Source organism: Streptomyces sp. NBC_00637 (assembly GCF_045161545.1).
GTDB lineage: Bacteria > Actinomycetota > Actinomycetes > Streptomycetales > Streptomycetaceae > Streptomyces.
Map to the genome: position 1 here is coordinate 4,705,873 of NZ_CP109046.1, position 16,355 is coordinate 4,722,227.

Consider the following 16,355-nt stretch of genomic DNA (forward strand, 5'->3'; position numbering starts at 1 on the left):
GCTGCAGAAAGGGCCGATGGTGCACCATCGGCCCCTTCTTGTTTTATTGTCCCTGAGCTGGAGGCGAAATGGGCAAGGAATATGAGGAAGGGGGGGAGGGTGCGGAGGGCGATGAATTCGAATACGAAACCCCCACCATTCCGGCCCGCACCGCATTCCGTCGTTTCTTTCCGCTGACCAGAGGCCTGCGGAAATGGCTGGTGATCGTCTGGGTGTGCACGGTCCTCGCCGCGCTCGCCGAGACCGAGGCGATCCTGCTCTTCGGCGAACTCACGGACAACGCCCTGCGCGAGGGCTCGCTCGGCGCGTTCTGGACGCCGGCCGCGAAGTGGCTGGGCGTCGCCGTCGTCGGGGCGCTCGTCGCCTACGCGGGCAACTCCCTGGCCGCATGGGCCACCGAACGCTTCGTGATGCGGCTGCGCGAGCATGTCTTCGACCACGTACAGCGGTTGCCGCCCCACTTCTTCCAAAGCCACCGCCAGGGCGACCTGTTGTCCCGTCTGACGAGTGATGTCGAGGCGATCGAGACGCTGGTCGTGTCCGGGCTGGTGGGCGCGGCCTCGGCGCTCTTCAGCGCGCTCTTCTACGCGGCCGCCGCCTTCTGGCTGCGCTGGGACCTGGCCGCCGCCACCTTCGTCCTGGCACCCCTCTTCTGGCTGGTCGCCCGCCGCTTCTCCGGGTCCATCAAGGACGTGTCGAGGGCGGGCCGGGTGGCGGACGGCGCGATCACCTCCGTCGTCGAGGAGTCCCTCGGCAACATCGTCCTCACCCAGGCCTACGACCGTCGCGACGCCGAACGCCGGCGCCTGCACGAGGAGGCGACGGCCTGGTTCCGCGCCTCCGTCCGGTCGACCCGGCTGAACGAGGCGTACGAGCAGCTGGTGCAGGTCATCGAGACGGTCTGCGTGCTCGCGGTGATCGGCATCGGCGCCTGGGAGATCTCCACCGGCCGGATGACCCTGGGCCAGCTCCTCGCCTTCGCCGCCTTCCTCGGCTACCTCTACCCGCCCGTCCAGGGCCTGGCCCAGCTCGGCCTGACCGTCACCGCGGCCACGGCCGGCGCGGAACGGCTGATCGAGATCCTCGACGTCGAACCCTCGGTCGGCGATCCCGCGGGCGGCGTGGAGGTGGGCCGCCCGGACGGCACGGTCGAGGTCAGGGACGTCGGCTTCCGCTACCCCGGCGCGGACCGGCACGCCCTGGAGGGGCTGTCGTTCGCCGTGCGCCCGGGCGAGCTGGTGATCATCACCGGCCCGAGCGGCGCGGGCAAGTCCACCGTCTCCAAGCTGCTGCTGCGCTTCTACGACCCCGACGCGGGCGACGTCCTGCTCGACGGCGTCCCCCTACGGGACTTCCCCCTGGCCCGGCTGCGCGAGTACGTGACGCTGCTCCCGCAGGAGACGCTCGTCCTGCACGACACCGTCCGCGCGAACATCGCCTGCGGCCGGCCCGGCGCCAGCGACCGGGCGATCGAGGAGGCGGCCCGGGCGGCCGACGCGCACGGCTTCATCACCGCGCTCCCCGACGGCTACGACACGAAGGTCGACCCCAACTCCGCCCGCCTGTCCGGCGGTCAGCTGCAACGACTGGCGATCGCCCGGGCGATCCTGCGCGACGCCCCGGTCCTGGTCCTGGACGAGCCGACGACGGGCCTGGACGCGATGGCCGCCCGCCGGGTCGTGAAGCCCCTGCGCCGGCTGATGGCGGGCCGCACCACGATCATGATCACCCACGACCTCAACCTCGCTCCCGACGCCGACCGCATCCTCGTCGTGGACGGCGGCCGGGTCGTGGAGGCGGGCCGCCACGAGGACCTCCTGACCCGCGGCGGCGCCTACGCCCGGCTGCACCGCTCACAGAACAACGCGGTGATGGACACGGGCGAACTGCGGTTGCCCCTGTTCCTGGCGGAACCGGCGTCAGCGGCCACGGCGGCAGCGGCGCCTGTGGCAGCGCAGCCGTACGGGGGCGGGTCGTACGGGGACCAGCCCTACGGGGGCCAGGCGTACGGATACCAGCCGCATGGGGGCCGGCCGTACGCGGACCAGTCGTACGGGTACGAGTCGTACGGGTACGGCAACGGATCCGATCCCCGATACGCCGCCCCTTCCGGAGCCGTCGACCACGGATACGCCGAGCAGGCGGACCTCGCTGCCCCCTACGGGCACGACTACGGTCTCGCGGCCGGGCCGGCCGGGGCCGGGGTCGATGTCGGGGTCGGACACGCGCAGGCCTGTGCGTACGGGCCCGCCCAGGAGGCCTACGCCCCGCCGGCGTACGCCGCCGCCTGGGCCGTGCGGCCGACCGCCTCCGGGATGTACGGGACCGTCCCGACGACCCTCGCCTACGGCCGCCCGCTCTTTCGCGACGAGGAGTACGGGGCGCCGTCGGGCAGTTGACGTCTCACAGCCCGAGACAGCGGCATAACGGGTTCACACACCTGACGAAGTCCATTACCCTGAACTTGACAGTGCAGCGTGATGTACAGACCTCGAGTCGAGACCAGGACCGCCCGTGACTGCCCCCGACACCACCACACCTCAGCTCGCCCCCGGTGCCACGGCGACCGGCGCCCCCGGGGCCGCCGGCCGCCTGGGTGCACTCGGCCCGGTCGGCCTCGTGCTCGCCGGAGGCATCTCGGTGCAGTTCGGCGGCGCGCTGGCGGTGACGCTGATGCCCAGGGCGGGCGCGCTGGGCGTGGTGGCGCTGCGGCTGCTGGTGGCGGCGCTGGTCCTGCTGGTGGTCTGCCGGCCACGGCTGCGGGGCCACTCCCGCGCCGACTGGGGCACGGTCGTCGTCTTCGGGGTCACGATGGCCGCGATGAACGGCCTCTTCTACCAGTCGGTCGACCGCATTCCGCTCGGTGCGGCGGTGACGCTGGAGGTCCTCGGCCCCCTCGCGCTGTCGGTCGTGGTCTCGCGCCGCGCGCTGAACCTCGTCTGGGCCGCCCTGGCTCTCGCGGGGGTGTTCCTGCTCAGCGGGAGCGGCGGGGACGGTGGAGGGTTCGGCGGTGGCCTCGACCCGGCGGGTGTCGCGTTCGCCCTGGGTGCGGGGGTGATGTGGGCGGCGTACATCGTCTTCAGCGCTCGCACCGGCCGGCGTTTCCCCCAGGCGGACGGACTGGCGTTGGCGATGGCGGTGGGCGCGCTGCTCTTCCTCCCCCTCGGCCTCGTCGAGTCGGGCGCGAAACTGGCCGACCCGGTGACGCTGGGCCTGGGCGCGGCCGTGGCCATGCTCTCCTCGGTCCTCCCCTACACCCTCGAACTCCTCGCCCTGCGCCGCCTGCCCGCCTCCACCTTCGCGATCCTGATGAGCCTGGAGCCGGCCGTCGCCGCCACCGCGGGCTTCCTCATCCTCGACCAGGCCCTGACCGCGATCCAGGCGGCCGCGATCGCCCTCGTCGTCGCGGCGAGCATGGGCGCGGTCCGGACCCAGGTCGGCCGGCCGAAACGGGCCGTCCCGGAGGCGTGAGCCGAACACGGAGGCCTCACGGGAGCGCTCGCGCGGGCGTTGCGTGAGGGGGCGCCTGGGCGTTGCGTGAAGCGCTCGCGCGGGCGTTGCCAGGGCCGCGCGGGCGTTGCGTGAGCGGGACGCACAGGCGTTGCCGGACCGGGGCGCGGGCGTCGAGTCAGACCTGACGGCGGCTTGAGTCCGCCGTGCGGCCCGGACCACCCTGGCCGCCCTGGCTACCTCGGCTCCCGGCCGCCCCGGTGACCCCGACCGCCCGACCGCCCCGACCGCCCCCGTGACCCCGACCGCCCCCCGCCCCCCCGGGTCGGCCGGAGCGGGGCCCGCGCGGAAATTCATGCAAGCATGCTTGATTGTTTCTGGCCTCGCTGCCATGCTCCACCCCATGGCCGACCCGACGCCCGTGCTCGACGATCTCCGTGCCGAAAGCGACGAACTCGACCGGCTGGTAGCCGAGTTGAGCCCCGAGCGGTGGACGCTCCCGACGCCCGCCCCCGGCTGGACCGTCGCCCACCAGATCGCGCATCTCGCCTGGACCGACCGCTCCTCCACGCTGGCCGTGACCGATCAGGACGCGTTCACCCGCGAGGTCGAGAAGGCGCTCGCCGCGCCCGGGGACTTCGTCGACAACGGCGCGCGGGAGGGGGCCGAGAAGCAGCCCGAGCGGCTGCTCGCGGACTGGCGGGCCGGGCGCGAGGCGCTCGCGGACGCCCTGCGCGCGGCCCCGGCGGGAGCGCGTTTCCCCTGGTACGGCCCGCCCATGTCGGCCGCCTCGATGGCCACCGCCCGGCTCATGGAGACCTGGGCCCACGGCCAGGACGTGGCGGACGCGCTGGGCGAGACACTCGCACCCACCGACCGGCTCCGGCACATCGTCCGCCTCGGTGTCCGCACCCGGGACTTCGCCTTCGGCGTCCACGGACTGCCCACGCCGTTCGAGGAGTTCCGCGTGGAACTGCACGGCCCGTCCGGCGAGCTGTGGACGTACGGCCCCGAGGACGCCGCGGACCGCGTGACGGGCTCCGCCCTCGACTTCTGTCTCCTGGTCACCCAGCGTGCCCACCGAGCCGACCTCGCCCTGCGCGCCGAGGGGCCCGACGCCGACCGCTGGCTGGACATCGCCCAGGCCTTCGCGGGCCCGCCCGGCGGCGGCCGTCCGCCGAAGGGCGCCGTCCGGTGACGGTCCTGCGGATAGGCAACGCGTCCGGCTTCTACGGCGACCGTTTCGACGCCCTGCGCGACATGCTCACCGGCGGCGAACTCGACGTCGTCACCGGCGACTACCTCGCCGAGCTGACCATGCTGATCCTCGGCCGCGACCGGCTGAAGAACCCCGCCGCCGGATACGCCCGCACCTTCCTGCGGCAGCTGGAGGAGTCCCTCGGCCTCGCCCACGACCGCGGCATACGTGTCGTCACCAACGCGGGAGGCCTCAACCCGGCCGGACTCGCCGATGCCGTACGGCAGTTGGCGGACCGGCTCGGTATCCCGGTACGCGTCGCGCACGTCGAGGGCGACGACCTCGGCGCCCGGTATCCGGGCAGCCTCACCGCCCACGCGTATCTCGGCGGCTCCGGTATCGCCGCGTGCCTGCGCGAGGGCGCGGAGATCGTCGTCACCGGACGGGTCACCGACGCGGCCCTCGTCACCGGCCCCGCCGCCGCCCACTTCGGCTGGGGGCCCGGGGAGTACGACCGGCTCGCGGGCGCCGTCGTCGCCGGACACGTCCTGGAGTGCGGGACGCAGGCCACCGGCGGCAACTACGCCTTCTTCGCCGAGGGCGGCCGTGACCTGCGGCGGCCCGGCTTCCCGCTCGCCGAGATCCACGAGGACGGCAGCTGCGTCATCACCAAGCACCCCGGCACCGGCGGCTTCGTCGACGTCGGCACGGTGACCGCCCAGCTGCTGTACGAGACGACGGGCGCCCGGTACGCCGGCCCCGACGTCACCGCCCGTCTGGACACCGTACGGCTCACCCAGGACGGCCCCGACCGGGTACGGATCGACGGCGTGCGAGGGGAGGCCCCGCCCCCGACCCTCAAGGTCGGCCGGACCCGGCTCGGCGGCTTCCGCAACGAGGTCGTCTTCGTGCTCACCGGCCTGGACATCGAGGCCAAGGCGGCCCTCGTGCGCGAACAGATGGCGCAGGTGTTCCTCAAGTCCCGTCCGGCGGAAGTGCGGTGGGATCTGGTGCGTACCGACCGGCCCGACGCCGACACCGAGGAGACCGCGAGCGCACTGCTGCGGCTCGTCGTGCGCGACCCCGAACAGGACGCCGTGGGACGGGCGTTGAGCGGGGCCGCCGTGGAGCTGGCGCTGGCGAGCTACCCCGGCTTCCATGTGCTCGCGCCGCCCGGGAGGGGTTCCCCCTACGGGGTGTTCGAGGCCGCGTACGTGCCGCAGGAGGACGTCGAGCACCTCGCCGTCCTCGACGACGGCCGCCGCCTGCCCATCGCCCCGCCCCCGGCCGCCGGCACCCTCGCCCTCGATGAGCTGCCGGAACCGGAGCTGCCGGATCCGCCGCCCCCCGGCCCGGTCCGGCGCGCGCCGCTCGGTCTCGTCGCCGGCGCCCGCAGCGGCGACAAGGGCGGCGACGCCAACGTGGGCGTGTGGGCGCGGACCGACGACGCCTGGCGCTGGCTCGCCCACGAACTGACGGCCGACAGGTTCCGGGAGCTCGTCCCCGAGAGCCGTGAGCTGACCGTCACCCGTCACGCCCTGCCCCGGCTGCGCGCCCTGAACTTCGTGGTCGAGGGCGTCCTCGGCGCCGGGGTCGCCGCCCAGCACCGCTTCGACCCGCAGGCCAAGGCACTCGGCGAATGGCTGCGCTCCCGACACCTGGACATCCCGGAGGCCCTCCTGTGACGGCTCTGACGTCCGCCCTGGACACCCAGGGCCCCGACTACCGCGCGCACCGCGAGGCGATGCTCGCCAAGCTCTCCGACCTGGACACCGAGCACGCGAAGGCGCTGGCGGGGGGCGGCGAGAAATACGTCGCCAGGCACCGTGGCCGCGGCAAGCTCCTCGCCCGCGAGCGCATCGAGCTGCTCGTCGACCCCGACACGCCGTTCCTGGAGCTGTCGCCGCTGGCCGCCTGGGGCAGCGAATACACGGTGGGCGCCTCGCTCGTCACCGGCATCGGGATCATCGAGGGCGTGGAGTGCCTGATCACCGCCAACGATCCGACCGTGCGCGGCGGCGCCAGCAACCCCTGGTCCCTGAAGAAGGCCCTGCGCGCCAACGACATCGCCCTGGCCAACCGGCTGCCCTGCGTCAGCCTGGTCGAGTCGGGCGGCGCCGACCTGCCGTCGCAGAAGGAGATCTTCATCCCGGGCGGGGCCGTCTTCCGCGACCTGACCCGGCTCTCCGCCGCCGGGATCCCGACCGTCGCCGTCGTCTTCGGGAACTCGACCGCGGGCGGCGCGTACATCCCCGGCATGTCCGACCACGCGATCATGGTCAAGGAGCGCGCGAAGGTGTTCCTCGGCGGGCCGCCGCTGGTGAAGATGGCGACCGGCGAGGAGAGCGACGACGAGTCGCTGGGCGGCGCGGAGATGCACGCGCGCGTGTCCGGCCTCGCCGACCACTTCGCCGTCGACGAGCTGGACGCGCTGCGGCAGGCACGCCGCGTGGTCGCCCGCCTCAACCACCGCAAGGCGTACCCGGATCCGGGCCCGGCCGTCCCTCCCAAGTACGACGAGGACGAACTCCTGGGCATCGTCCCCGGGGATCTGCGCACCCCCTTCGACCCGCGCGAGGTCATCGCGCGGATCGTCGACGGCTCCGACTTCGACGAGTTCAAGCCGCTCTACGGGACGAGCCTCGTCACCGGCTGGGCCGATCTGCACGGCTACCCGGTCGGGATCCTGGCCAACGCCCAGGGCGTGCTCTTCAGCGCGGAGTCCCAGAAGGCCGCCCAGTTCATCCAGCTCGCCAACCAGCGCGACATCCCGCTCCTCTTCCTGCACAACACCACCGGCTACATGGTCGGCAAGGAGTACGAGCAGGGCGGCATCATCAAGCACGGCGCGATGATGATCAACGCGGTCGCCAACTCGAAGGTCCCGCACCTGTCCGTCCTCATGGGCGCCTCGTACGGGGCCGGCCACTACGGCATGTGCGGGCGCGCCTACGACCCGCGGTTCCTCTTCGCGTGGCCGAGCGCCAAGTCGGCGGTGATGGGCCCGCAGCAGCTCGCCGGGGTCCTGTCGATCGTCGCCCGGCAGTCGGCTGCCGCGAAGGGCCACCCCTACGACGACGACGCGGACGCCGCCCTGCGCGCCATGGTGGAGCAGCAGATCGAGTCCGAGTCGCTGCCGATGTTCCTGTCCGGGCGGCTGTACGACGACGGTGTCATCGACCCGCGCGACACCCGCACCGTTCTCGGCCTGTGCCTGTCGGCCGTCCACACCGCGCCCTTCGAGGGTGCGCGGGGTGGCTTCGGCGTCTTCCGGATGTGAGGCTCATGATTACTTCCGTTCTGGTGGCCAACCGCGGCGAGATCGCCTGCCGCGTCTTCCGCACCTGCCGCGAGGCGGGCATCCGCACCGTCGCCGTGCACTCGGACGCCGACGCGACCGCCCTCCACGCGCGCGTGGCCGACACGGCCGTACGGCTGCCGGGCAGCTCGCCCGCGGACACCTACCTGCGCGCCGACCTCGTGGTGAAGGCCGCCGTCGGCGCCGGCGCGGACGCCGTGCACCCCGGCTACGGCTTCCTGTCCGAGAACGCCGGCTTCGCGCGCGCCGTCCTGGACGCGGGGCTCGTCTGGATCGGGCCGCCACCCGAGGCGATCGAGGCGATGGCGTCCAAGACCCGGGCCAAACAGCTCATGGGACTCGCCCCGCTCGCCTCGGACGAGGTGACCGAGGCCGACCTGCCGGTGCTGGTGAAGGCGGCCGCCGGTGGTGGCGGTCGCGGCATGCGCGTCGTGCGCCGCCTGGCGGAGCTGGGCGCCGCCCTGGAGGGGGCCCGAGCCGAGGCCGCGAGCGCGTTCGGCGACGGCGAGGTGTTCGTCGAGCCGTACGTCGAGAACGGCCGCCATGTCGAGGTGCAGATCCTCGCCGACACGCACGGCACGGTCTGGGCGCTCGGCACCCGCGACTGCTCCCTCCAGCGACGCCACCAGAAGGTGATCGAGGAGGCGCCGGCGCCGGGCCTGTCCGAGCGGTCGGCGGAGGAACTGCGCGCCCTCGCCGTGCGCGCCGCGCGGGCCGTCTCGTACGTCGGCGCCGGCACCGTCGAGTTCCTCGTCGCCGACGGCCGCGCGCACTTCCTGGAGATGAACACCCGCCTCCAGGTCGAACACCCCGTCACGGAGGCCGTCTTCGGTCTCGACCTGGTGGCCGAACAGATCCGGATCGCGGAGGGCGCCGCCCTGGACGTCGAGCCGCCACGCGCGCGTGGCCACGCCGTCGAGGCCCGTCTCTACGCCGAGGACCCCGCGAACGACTGGACCCCGCAGACCGGCACCCTGCACCGCCTGACCGTCCCCGAGGGCGTCCGCCTGGACACCGGCTTCGGCGACGGCGACGACATCGGCGTCCACTACGACCCCATGCTCGCCAAGGTCGTCGTCCACGCCCCCACGCGCGCGGAGGCGATCCGCAAGCTCGCGGGCGCCCTGGAACGCACGGTCCTGCACGGCCCGGTCACCAACCGCGACCTGCTCGTCCGCTCCCTGCGCCACCCGGAGTTCACCTCCGCCCGCATGGACACCGGCTTCTACGACCGGCATCTCGGCGACCTCACCGTCCCGGCCCCCGACCCCTATGCCCCGCTGGCCGCCGCCCTCGCGGACGCGTCCACCCGCTCGCCGCTGGGCGGCTGGCGCAACCTGCCGTCGCAGCCGCAGACGAAGCGGTACGCGGCGGCGGGCGCGGAGACGGAGGTCCGCTACCACCGCACCCGGACCGGCCTCACGGCCGAGGGCGTACAGGTGGTGCGCGCCGAACCCGGCCTGGTCGTCCTGGAGATCGACGGCGTACGGCGCCGCTTCGAGGTCGCCCGCTACGGCGACCGCGTGCACGTCAACGGCGAGGTCCTCACGGCGCTGCCCCGCTTCCCCGACCCGGAGGCCCAGCACGCCCCCGGCTCCCTGCTCGCGCCGATGCCCGGCACGGTCGTCAAGCTCGCGGACGGTCTGATCACCGGATCGAGTGTCCGGGCCGGTGAACCGCTGCTGTGGCTCGAAGCGATGAAGATGCAACACGTCATCGCGGCGCCGGTGGAGGGGACGGTGACCGTGTTGCCGGTCACGACAGGACAGCAAGTGGAGCTCGGCACCCTCTTGGCCGTCGTCGAGGGAAGCGGGCCCTGAGGGACGCAGGCGCCCCGTCTTTGGGGCTCCGCCGCGTGGGCGCTACCGGCCACGACGCATCCGCAGACGAAGGAGACACAGTGAGCACGCTGATCGAATCCGACGAGCACAAGGCCCTCCGCAAGGCGGTCTCGTCCTTCGCCAAGAGCCACGTCGACGACTCCGACGCGGAGAAGAGCGGCCTCTGGCAGGAGGCCGCCAAGCTCGGCTACATCGGCGTCAACCTGCCGGAGGCGTACGGCGGCGGGGGCGGCGGCATCGCCGAGCTCTCCCTGGTCCTCGAGGAGCTCGGCGCCGCGGGGGCCCCGCTGCTGATGATGATCGTCTCCCCGGCGATCTGCGGCACGGTCATCGCCCGGTTCGGCACCGAGGCCCAGAAGCGGGAGTGGCTGCCCGCGCTGGCCGACGGCAGCCGTCTCATGGCGTTCGGTATCACCGAACCCGACGCCGGATCCAACAGCCACCGCATCACCACCACCGCCCGCCGCGACCCGGCGAGCGGCGACTGGCTGCTGACCGGCCGCAAGGTCTTCGTCTCGGGCGTCGACATCGCCGACGCCACCCTGATCGTCGGCCGGACCGAGGATGCCCGCACCGGCAGTCTCAAGCCCTGCCTGTTCATCGTCCCGCGCGACGCCGAAGGCTTCTCCCGCCGCCGCATCGACATGGAACTGAACAGCGTCGAGAAGCAGTTCGAGCTCGTCCTGGACGACGTACGGCTCCCGGCGGAGGCGCTCGTCGGGGACGAGGACGCGGGCCTGCTCCAGCTCTTCGCCGGACTCAACCCCGAGCGCGTCATGACGGCCGCCTTCGCGATCGGCATGGGGCGTCACGCGCTCTCCAAGGCGATCGCGTACGCGCGCGAGCGCACCGTCTGGAAGAGCCCGATCGGCGCCCACCAGGCCATCGCCCACCCCCTCGCGCAGGCCCACATCGACCTCGAACTGGCCCGCCTGATGATGCAGAAGGCGGCCCACCTGTACGACGCGGGGGACGACGTCGGCGCGGGCGAGGCCGCCAACATGGCCAAGTACGCGGCCGGGGAGGCCTGTGTGAAGGCGGTCGACCAGGCCGTGCACACCCTCGGCGGCAACGGCCTCACGCGCGAGTTCGGCCTCGCCTCGCTGATAACCGCCTCCCGGGTGGCTCGTATCGCCCCGGTGAGCCGGGAGATGATTCTCAACTACGTCTCCCATCAGACCCTGGGCCTGCCCAAGTCGTACTGACCGCAGCCGGCAACCGTCGTGTCCGGCGCGCGAGGAGGAACCATGTTCCGCAGCGAGTTCGCAGACGTCCCGCCCGTAGAACTGCCGATCCACGACGCCGTGCTGGGCCGTGCCGCCGAGTTCGGCGAACTGCCGGCGCTGGTCGACGGCACGGACGGCACCACCCTCACGTACGACCAGGTGGACCGGTTCCACCGGCGGGTCGCCGCGGCGCTCGCCGAGGCCGGGGTCCGCAAGGGCGACGTACTGGCCCTGCACAGCCCCAACACCGTCGCCTTCCCGCTCGCGTTCTATGCGGCCACCCGCGCGGGCGCCACGGTCACCACCGTGCACCCGCTCGCCACCGCAGAGGAGTTCGGCAAACAGCTCCGCGACTCCGCCGCCCGCTGGATCGTCACCGTCTCGCCGCTGCTCGGGACGGCCCGGCGGGCGGCCGAACTCGCGGGCGGCATCGCGGAGATCTTCGTCTGCGACACCGCCACCGGGCACCGCTCGCTCGTCGACATGCTCGCCTCGGCGGCCCCCGAACCGCAGGTGGACATCGACCCGGTGGAAGACGTGGCGGCCCTGCCGTACTCCTCCGGCACCACCGGCGTCCCCAAGGGCGTGATGCTCACGCACCGGCAGATCGCGACGAACCTCGCGCAGCTCCATCCGGCGATGTCCGCCGGCCCCGGCGACCGCATCCTCGCCGTGCTGCCCTTCTTCCACATCTACGGCCTGACCGCCCTGATGAACGCGCCGCTGCGGCAGGGTGCCACCGTCGTGGTGCTGCCCCGCTTCGACCTGGAGACCTTCCTCGCGGCCATCCAGAACCACCGCATCACCGGCCTGTACGTGGCCCCGCCCATCGTCCTCGCCCTCGCCAAGCACCCGGCGGTGGCACAGTACGACCTGTCGTCCCTGCGGTATGTCGTCAGCGCGGCCGCGCCCCTGGACGCCGGCCTCGCCGCCGCCTGCGCCGAGCGCCTGGGCCTGCCCCCGGTCGGCCAGGCCTACGGCATGACGGAACTGTCCCCGGGCACCCATGTCGTCCCGCTCGACGCCATGCGGGAGGCCCCCGCCGGTACCGTCGGCAAGCTCATCGCCGGCACCGAGATGCGGATCGTCTCCCTCGACGACCCCGACAAGGACCTCGACGCCGGCGAGCCCGGCGAGATCCTCATCCGGGGCCCGCAGATCATGAAGGGCTACCTGGGGCGTCCCGACGCCACCGCCGACATGATCGACGGCGACGGCTGGCTGCACACCGGCGACGTCGGCCGGGTCGACGAGGACGGCTGGCTGTTCGTCGTCGACCGGGTCAAGGAACTGATCAAGTACAAGGGCTTCCAGGTGGCCCCCGCCGAGCTCGAAGCCCTCCTGCTCACCCATCCCGGCATAGCGGACGCGGCCGTCATCGGCGCCTACGACGACGACGGCAACGAGGTCCCGCACGCGTACGTGGTCCGGCAGCCCACGTCACCCGGCCTCTCCGAAGGAGAGATCGCGATGTACGTCGCCGAGCGGGTCGCCCCCTACAAGCGCGTCCGCCGGGTCACCTTCATCGACGCCGTGCCGCGCGCCGCCTCCGGGAAGATCCTGCGCCGCCAACTGAGGGAGCGTGCATGACGACCGCCCTGGTCGGACGGACCCGCGTCCGAGGAGTCGAGACCCTCGGTCTCGACTCGCCCGCCACCCGCAACGCCCTCTCGCGCGCCCTCGTGAGCGAGCTGACGGACGCGCTCGGGAGCTGCGAGAAGGACGACGACGTACGCGCCGTCGTCCTCACCCACACCGGCAACACCTTCAGCGCCGGCGCCGACCTGAAGGACCCGCCGCCGCCCGACGCGGTGCCCGCGCTGCTCCGGCGGATCCTGGAACTGCGCAAACCGGTGGTGGCCCGGGTCGACGGGCATGTGCGGGCGGGCGGCCTGGGCGTGCTCGGCGCCTGCGACATCGCGGTCGCCTCCGGGACGGCGACCTTCGCGTTCACGGAGGTGCGCATCGGGGTCGCGCCCGCCGTCATCTCGCTGCCGCTGCTGCCCCGCGTCGAGCCGCGCGCCCTCGCCCGCTACTGCCTCACCGGCGAGACCTTCGGCGCGGCCGAGGCGGCCCGGATCGGCCTCGTCACCCGGTCGGCCGGCGACAACGACCTGGACGAGACCCTCGCACCCGTCCTGGACGGTCTGCGCCGGGCCGCACCCACGGCCCTGGCCAGGACGAAGGAGCTGCTCACGGCTAGGGTGCTGGAGGCCTTCGTCGAGGACGCGGGCGAGATGACCAGGCTCTCGGCCTCGTTGTTCGCCGGCCCCGACGCCCGCGAGGGACTGACGGCCTTCCTCGAACGACGGGACCCTCCATGGGTGTTGTGACCACGGACGACCACACCCCGGACGACCGCGCCCCGGCAGACCGGGGGCCCGGTGACCGGGTGCCCAAGCAGGACCGCAGCCGGGCCACCCGGCAGCGGCTCCTGGCGGCCGCCGTGGCCTGCCTCGCCGAACGCGGCTGGGCGGGCTCCACGGTCTCCGTCGTCGCCGAACGCGCGGGCGTCTCCCGGGGGGCGGCCCAGCACCACTTCCCCACCCGGGAGGACCTCTTCACCGCCGCGGTCGAGTACGTCGCCGAGGAACGCTCGCAAGCGCTGCGCGCGCTGTTCCCGCAGGGCGCGGCCGGCGACCGGCGCGCGGTCGTCGGTGCCCTCGTGGGCCTCTACACCGGCCCCCTCTTCCGCGCCGCCCTGCACCTGTGGGTGGCCGCCTCCAACGAGGAGCAGCTGCGCCCCCGCGTGACCGAGCTGGAGGCCCGCGTGGGCCGCGAGAGCCACCGCATAGCCGTCGAGCTCCTGGGCGCCGACGAGTCCGCGCCCGGCGTCCGCGAGACCGTCCAGGGCCTGCTGGACATGGCCCGCGGCCTCGGCCTCGCCAACCTCCTCACCGACGACGCGGGACGCCGCGAGCGCGTGGTGACGCAGTGGGCGGGGCTGCTGGACGACACGCTCGGCTGAACCCACCGTCGACGGCCCGCCCGCCCGCCCGCCCGCGCGTCCGCCCGCGCCCCGCGCCCGCCATCCGGCGACGCCACCGCCCCGACGCCTCCCGCCCTGCTGTCAGTGGCCCCGCTGTCAGTGACGCGGCGGTCCCGTCACGGGCCGAGCCGCTCCACCCGCCAGCTCCCGTCCGCCTCCGCCGCGTACCGCAGCCGGTCGTGCAGCCGGTTCAGGCGGCCCTGCCAGAACTCCACGGACTGCGGAGCAACCCGGAAGCCGCCCCAGTGCGGCGGCACCGGTACCTGCTCGCCCTCGGGGTAGCGGGCCGCCAGCTCGGCGTAGGAGGCGTCGAGCTCGGCGCGGGTGGCGATCACCGAGGACTGGGCGCTGGCCCAGGCGCCGAGCTGGGAGCCGTGCGGCCTGGTCCGGAAGTAGGCGGCGGTCTCGTCACGCCCGGTGCGCCGGGCCACGCCCCGCACGATGACCTGCCGGGCCATCGGATGCCAGGGGAAGAGCAGCGAGACGTACGGGTTCTCGGCGAGGTCGCGGGCCTTGTGGGAGTCGTAGTTGGTGTAGAAGACGAAGCCCTGTTCGTCGAAGTGCTTGAGCAGCACGGTGCGGGAGCCGGGCCGGCCCTCGGCGTCCGCGGTGGAGACGACCATGGCGTTCGGCTCGAAGAGGTGGGCCTCGACGGCCGCGTCCTTGAACCAGCGGGCGAACTGCTCCACGGGCGTGGCGGCCAGGTCCGCCTCGGAGAGCCCCTCGGCCCGGTACTGCTTGCGCATGGCGGCGGGATCGGGGGCGGGGCCGGGGGAGACGGCGTCTGCGTCGGTCACGTGGTCATCTTGCCGCATGGCCCGCCACCGCAGACCGACCCACCAAAGGTGGCACTGAGTGCCGCAACCACTCCCCAAAGGTGGCACTCGGGGATATGGTGCAGAGGCACCCGTAGCCGCCGTCCCGTCCCCGGTGGGGTGCCGGTCGGGTGACCGACGGCCGTACGGGGCATGACTGGAGTACCGCCCAGGACCGCGAGTCTTCGCACCCCAGGTGCACAGGACCGCGGAACCTCCGGCGCCGCCCGTCGCACACCCGCCGCCACCCACGACCGCCGCACCCCCTCACCCCCTCAGCCGCAGTCCCTCACCCGACGGCCGTACCGTCCGTTCCGCACCTCCCGCACCTCCCTTTCCGTACCTTCCGTCCCGCACATCCCGTCGCACACATCACGAGGAGCCGCCCGATGTCCGACTTCGTACCCGGACTCGAAGGAGTCGTCGCGTTCGAGACGGAGATCGCCGAACCCGACAAGGAGGGCGGCGCCCTGCGGTACCGGGGCGTCGACATCGAGGACCTGGTCGGCCATGTCTCCTTCGGCAACGTCTGGGGCCTGCTCGTCGACGGCGCCTTCAACCCCGGCCTGCCGCCCGCCGAGCCGTTCCCGATCCCCGTCCACTCCGGTGACATCCGCGTCGACGTGCAGTCCGCGCTCGCCATGCTCGCGCCCGTCTGGGGCCTCAAGCCCCTGCTCGACATCGATGCCGAGCAGGCCCGCGCGGACCTGGCCCGCGCCGCCGTCATGGCCCTCTCCTACGTCGCCCAGTCCGCGCGCGGCCAGGGCCGGCCCATGGTCCCGCAGCGGGAGATCGACAAGGCGCAGTCCGTCGTCGAACGGTTCATGATCCGCTGGCGGGGCGAGCCGGACCCCCGGCACGTGGCCGCGGTCGACGCCTACTGGACGTCGGCCGCCGAGCACGGCATGAACGCGTCCACGTTCACGGCCCGGGTGATCGCCTCCACGGGCGCCGACGTCGCCGCCGCCCTGTCCGGCGCGGTGGGAGCCATGTCGGGCCCGCTGCACGGCGGCGCCCCCTCCCGCGTCCTCGGCATGATCGAGGAGATCGAGCGGACCGGGGACGCGGAGGCGTACGTCAAGCAGGCCCTCGACAAGGGCGAGCGGCTCATGGGCTTCGGACACCGCGTCTACCGCGCCGAGGACCCACGCGCGCGCGTGCTGCGCCGTACGGCCCGCGAGCTGGGCGCGCCCCGTTTCGAGATCGCCGAAGCACTGGAGAAGGCGGCCCTCGCGGAACTGCACGCCCGCCGTCCCGACCGGGTCCTGGCGACGAACGTCGAGTTCTGGGCGGCCATCATGCTGGACTTCGCCGAGGTCCCGGCGCACATGTTCACCTCGATGTTCACCTGCGCCCGCACCGCGGGCTGGTCGGCGCACATCCTGGAGCAGAAGCGCACCGGCCGCCTGGTCCGCCCGTCGGCCCGCTACATCGGCCCGGGCTCCCGCAGCCCCCGGGAGATCGAGGGCTACGGGGACATCAGCGGCTAGGACGACCCCGGACGACGAGGACACCTC

At 73.2% G+C, this 16,355-nt stretch carries 12 protein-coding genes; 11 read left to right on the forward strand and 1 reads right to left on the reverse strand.

Translation table 11 applies throughout. The annotated features are described in order from the left end of the window. Positions 1-68 precede the first annotated feature (68 nt). The 10 genes from OG440_RS20725 (at position 69) to OG440_RS20770 (ending at position 14,002) form a co-directional block, all read left to right on the forward strand. The gene (locus OG440_RS20725; protein WP_406008286.1) at positions 69-2,399 is read left to right on the forward strand and encodes an ABC transporter ATP-binding protein; all 2,331 of its coding nucleotides are present in this window, start codon (positions 69-71) and stop codon (positions 2,397-2,399) included. A 115-nt stretch (positions 2,400-2,514) separates the two neighbouring features. After that, on the forward strand, positions 2,515-3,471 hold the full coding sequence (locus OG440_RS20730; protein ID WP_406008287.1) for an EamA family transporter: 957 nt from the start codon (positions 2,515-2,517) through the stop codon (positions 3,469-3,471). Positions 3,472-3,853: 382 nt separating this feature from the next. Further along, on the forward strand, positions 3,854-4,648 hold the full coding sequence (locus OG440_RS20735; RefSeq protein WP_406008288.1) for a TIGR03084 family metal-binding protein: 795 nt from the start codon (positions 3,854-3,856) through the stop codon (positions 4,646-4,648). Next, positions 4,645-6,333, forward strand: a complete 1,689-nt coding sequence (locus OG440_RS20740; RefSeq protein ID WP_406008289.1) for an acyclic terpene utilization AtuA family protein — start codon at positions 4,645-4,647, stop codon at positions 6,331-6,333. Before OG440_RS20735 ends, OG440_RS20740 begins: the two co-directional genes overlap by 4 nt. Then, the gene (locus OG440_RS20745) at positions 6,330-7,928 is read left to right on the forward strand and encodes an acyl-CoA carboxylase subunit beta (RefSeq protein WP_406008290.1); all 1,599 of its coding nucleotides are present in this window, start codon (positions 6,330-6,332) and stop codon (positions 7,926-7,928) included. The genes OG440_RS20740 and OG440_RS20745 overlap by 4 nt, the downstream gene beginning before the upstream one ends. Positions 7,929-7,933: 5 nt before the next feature. Then, on the forward strand, positions 7,934-9,787 hold the full coding sequence (locus OG440_RS20750) for an acetyl/propionyl/methylcrotonyl-CoA carboxylase subunit alpha (protein WP_406008291.1): 1,854 nt from the start codon (positions 7,934-7,936) through the stop codon (positions 9,785-9,787). An 80-nt stretch (positions 9,788-9,867) separates the two neighbouring features. Continuing rightward, entirely contained in the window at positions 9,868-11,013 is a 1,146-nt protein-coding gene (locus OG440_RS20755; protein WP_406008292.1) for an acyl-CoA dehydrogenase family protein, read from the forward strand. Between the two features lie 42 nt (positions 11,014-11,055). Beyond that, complete coding sequence (locus tag OG440_RS20760) at positions 11,056-12,624, forward strand: 4-coumarate--CoA ligase family protein (protein WP_406008293.1); 1,569 nt, start codon at positions 11,056-11,058, stop codon at positions 12,622-12,624. Next, complete coding sequence (locus OG440_RS20765) at positions 12,621-13,367, forward strand: enoyl-CoA hydratase family protein (RefSeq protein WP_406008294.1); 747 nt, start codon at positions 12,621-12,623, stop codon at positions 13,365-13,367. Before OG440_RS20760 ends, OG440_RS20765 begins: the two co-directional genes overlap by 4 nt. Further along, on the forward strand, positions 13,355-14,002 hold the full coding sequence (locus OG440_RS20770) for a TetR/AcrR family transcriptional regulator (RefSeq protein ID WP_406008295.1): 648 nt from the start codon (positions 13,355-13,357) through the stop codon (positions 14,000-14,002). Before OG440_RS20765 ends, OG440_RS20770 begins: the two co-directional genes overlap by 13 nt. Positions 14,003-14,139: 137 nt before the next feature. On the opposite strand, the gene pdxH is transcribed toward OG440_RS20770, so the two are convergent. Then, a complete protein-coding gene (pdxH, locus tag OG440_RS20775) occupies positions 14,140-14,838 on the reverse strand; it encodes a pyridoxamine 5'-phosphate oxidase (RefSeq protein WP_406008296.1) in 699 nt (232 codons plus the stop codon). A 389-nt stretch (positions 14,839-15,227) separates the two neighbouring features. On the opposite strand from pdxH, the gene OG440_RS20780 reads away from it, so the two are divergent. Then, positions 15,228-16,328: a citrate synthase 2 gene (locus OG440_RS20780; protein ID WP_406008297.1), complete on the forward strand. Its 1,101-nt coding sequence runs from the start codon at positions 15,228-15,230 to the stop codon at positions 16,326-16,328. Positions 16,329-16,355 lie beyond the last annotated feature (27 nt).

Coding starts and splice junctions, on each gene's coding strand:
- OG440_RS20725 (WP_406008286.1), top strand. CDS start 69: ATGGGCAAGGAATATGAGGAAGGGGGGGAGGGTGCGGAGGGCGATGAA.
- OG440_RS20735 (WP_406008288.1), top strand. CDS start 3,854: ATGGCCGACCCGACGCCCGTGCTCGACGATCTCCGTGCCGAAAGCGAC.
- OG440_RS20750 (WP_406008291.1), top strand. CDS start 7,934: ATGATTACTTCCGTTCTGGTGGCCAACCGCGGCGAGATCGCCTGCCGC.
- OG440_RS20760 (WP_406008293.1), top strand. CDS start 11,056: ATGTTCCGCAGCGAGTTCGCAGACGTCCCGCCCGTAGAACTGCCGATC.
- OG440_RS20765 (WP_406008294.1), top strand. CDS start 12,621: ATGACGACCGCCCTGGTCGGACGGACCCGCGTCCGAGGAGTCGAGACC.
- OG440_RS20770 (WP_406008295.1), top strand. CDS start 13,355: ATGGGTGTTGTGACCACGGACGACCACACCCCGGACGACCGCGCCCCG.
- pdxH (WP_406008296.1), bottom strand. CDS start 14,838: ATGCGGCAAGATGACCACGTGACCGACGCAGACGCCGTCTCCCCCGGC.
- OG440_RS20780 (WP_406008297.1), top strand. CDS start 15,228: ATGTCCGACTTCGTACCCGGACTCGAAGGAGTCGTCGCGTTCGAGACG.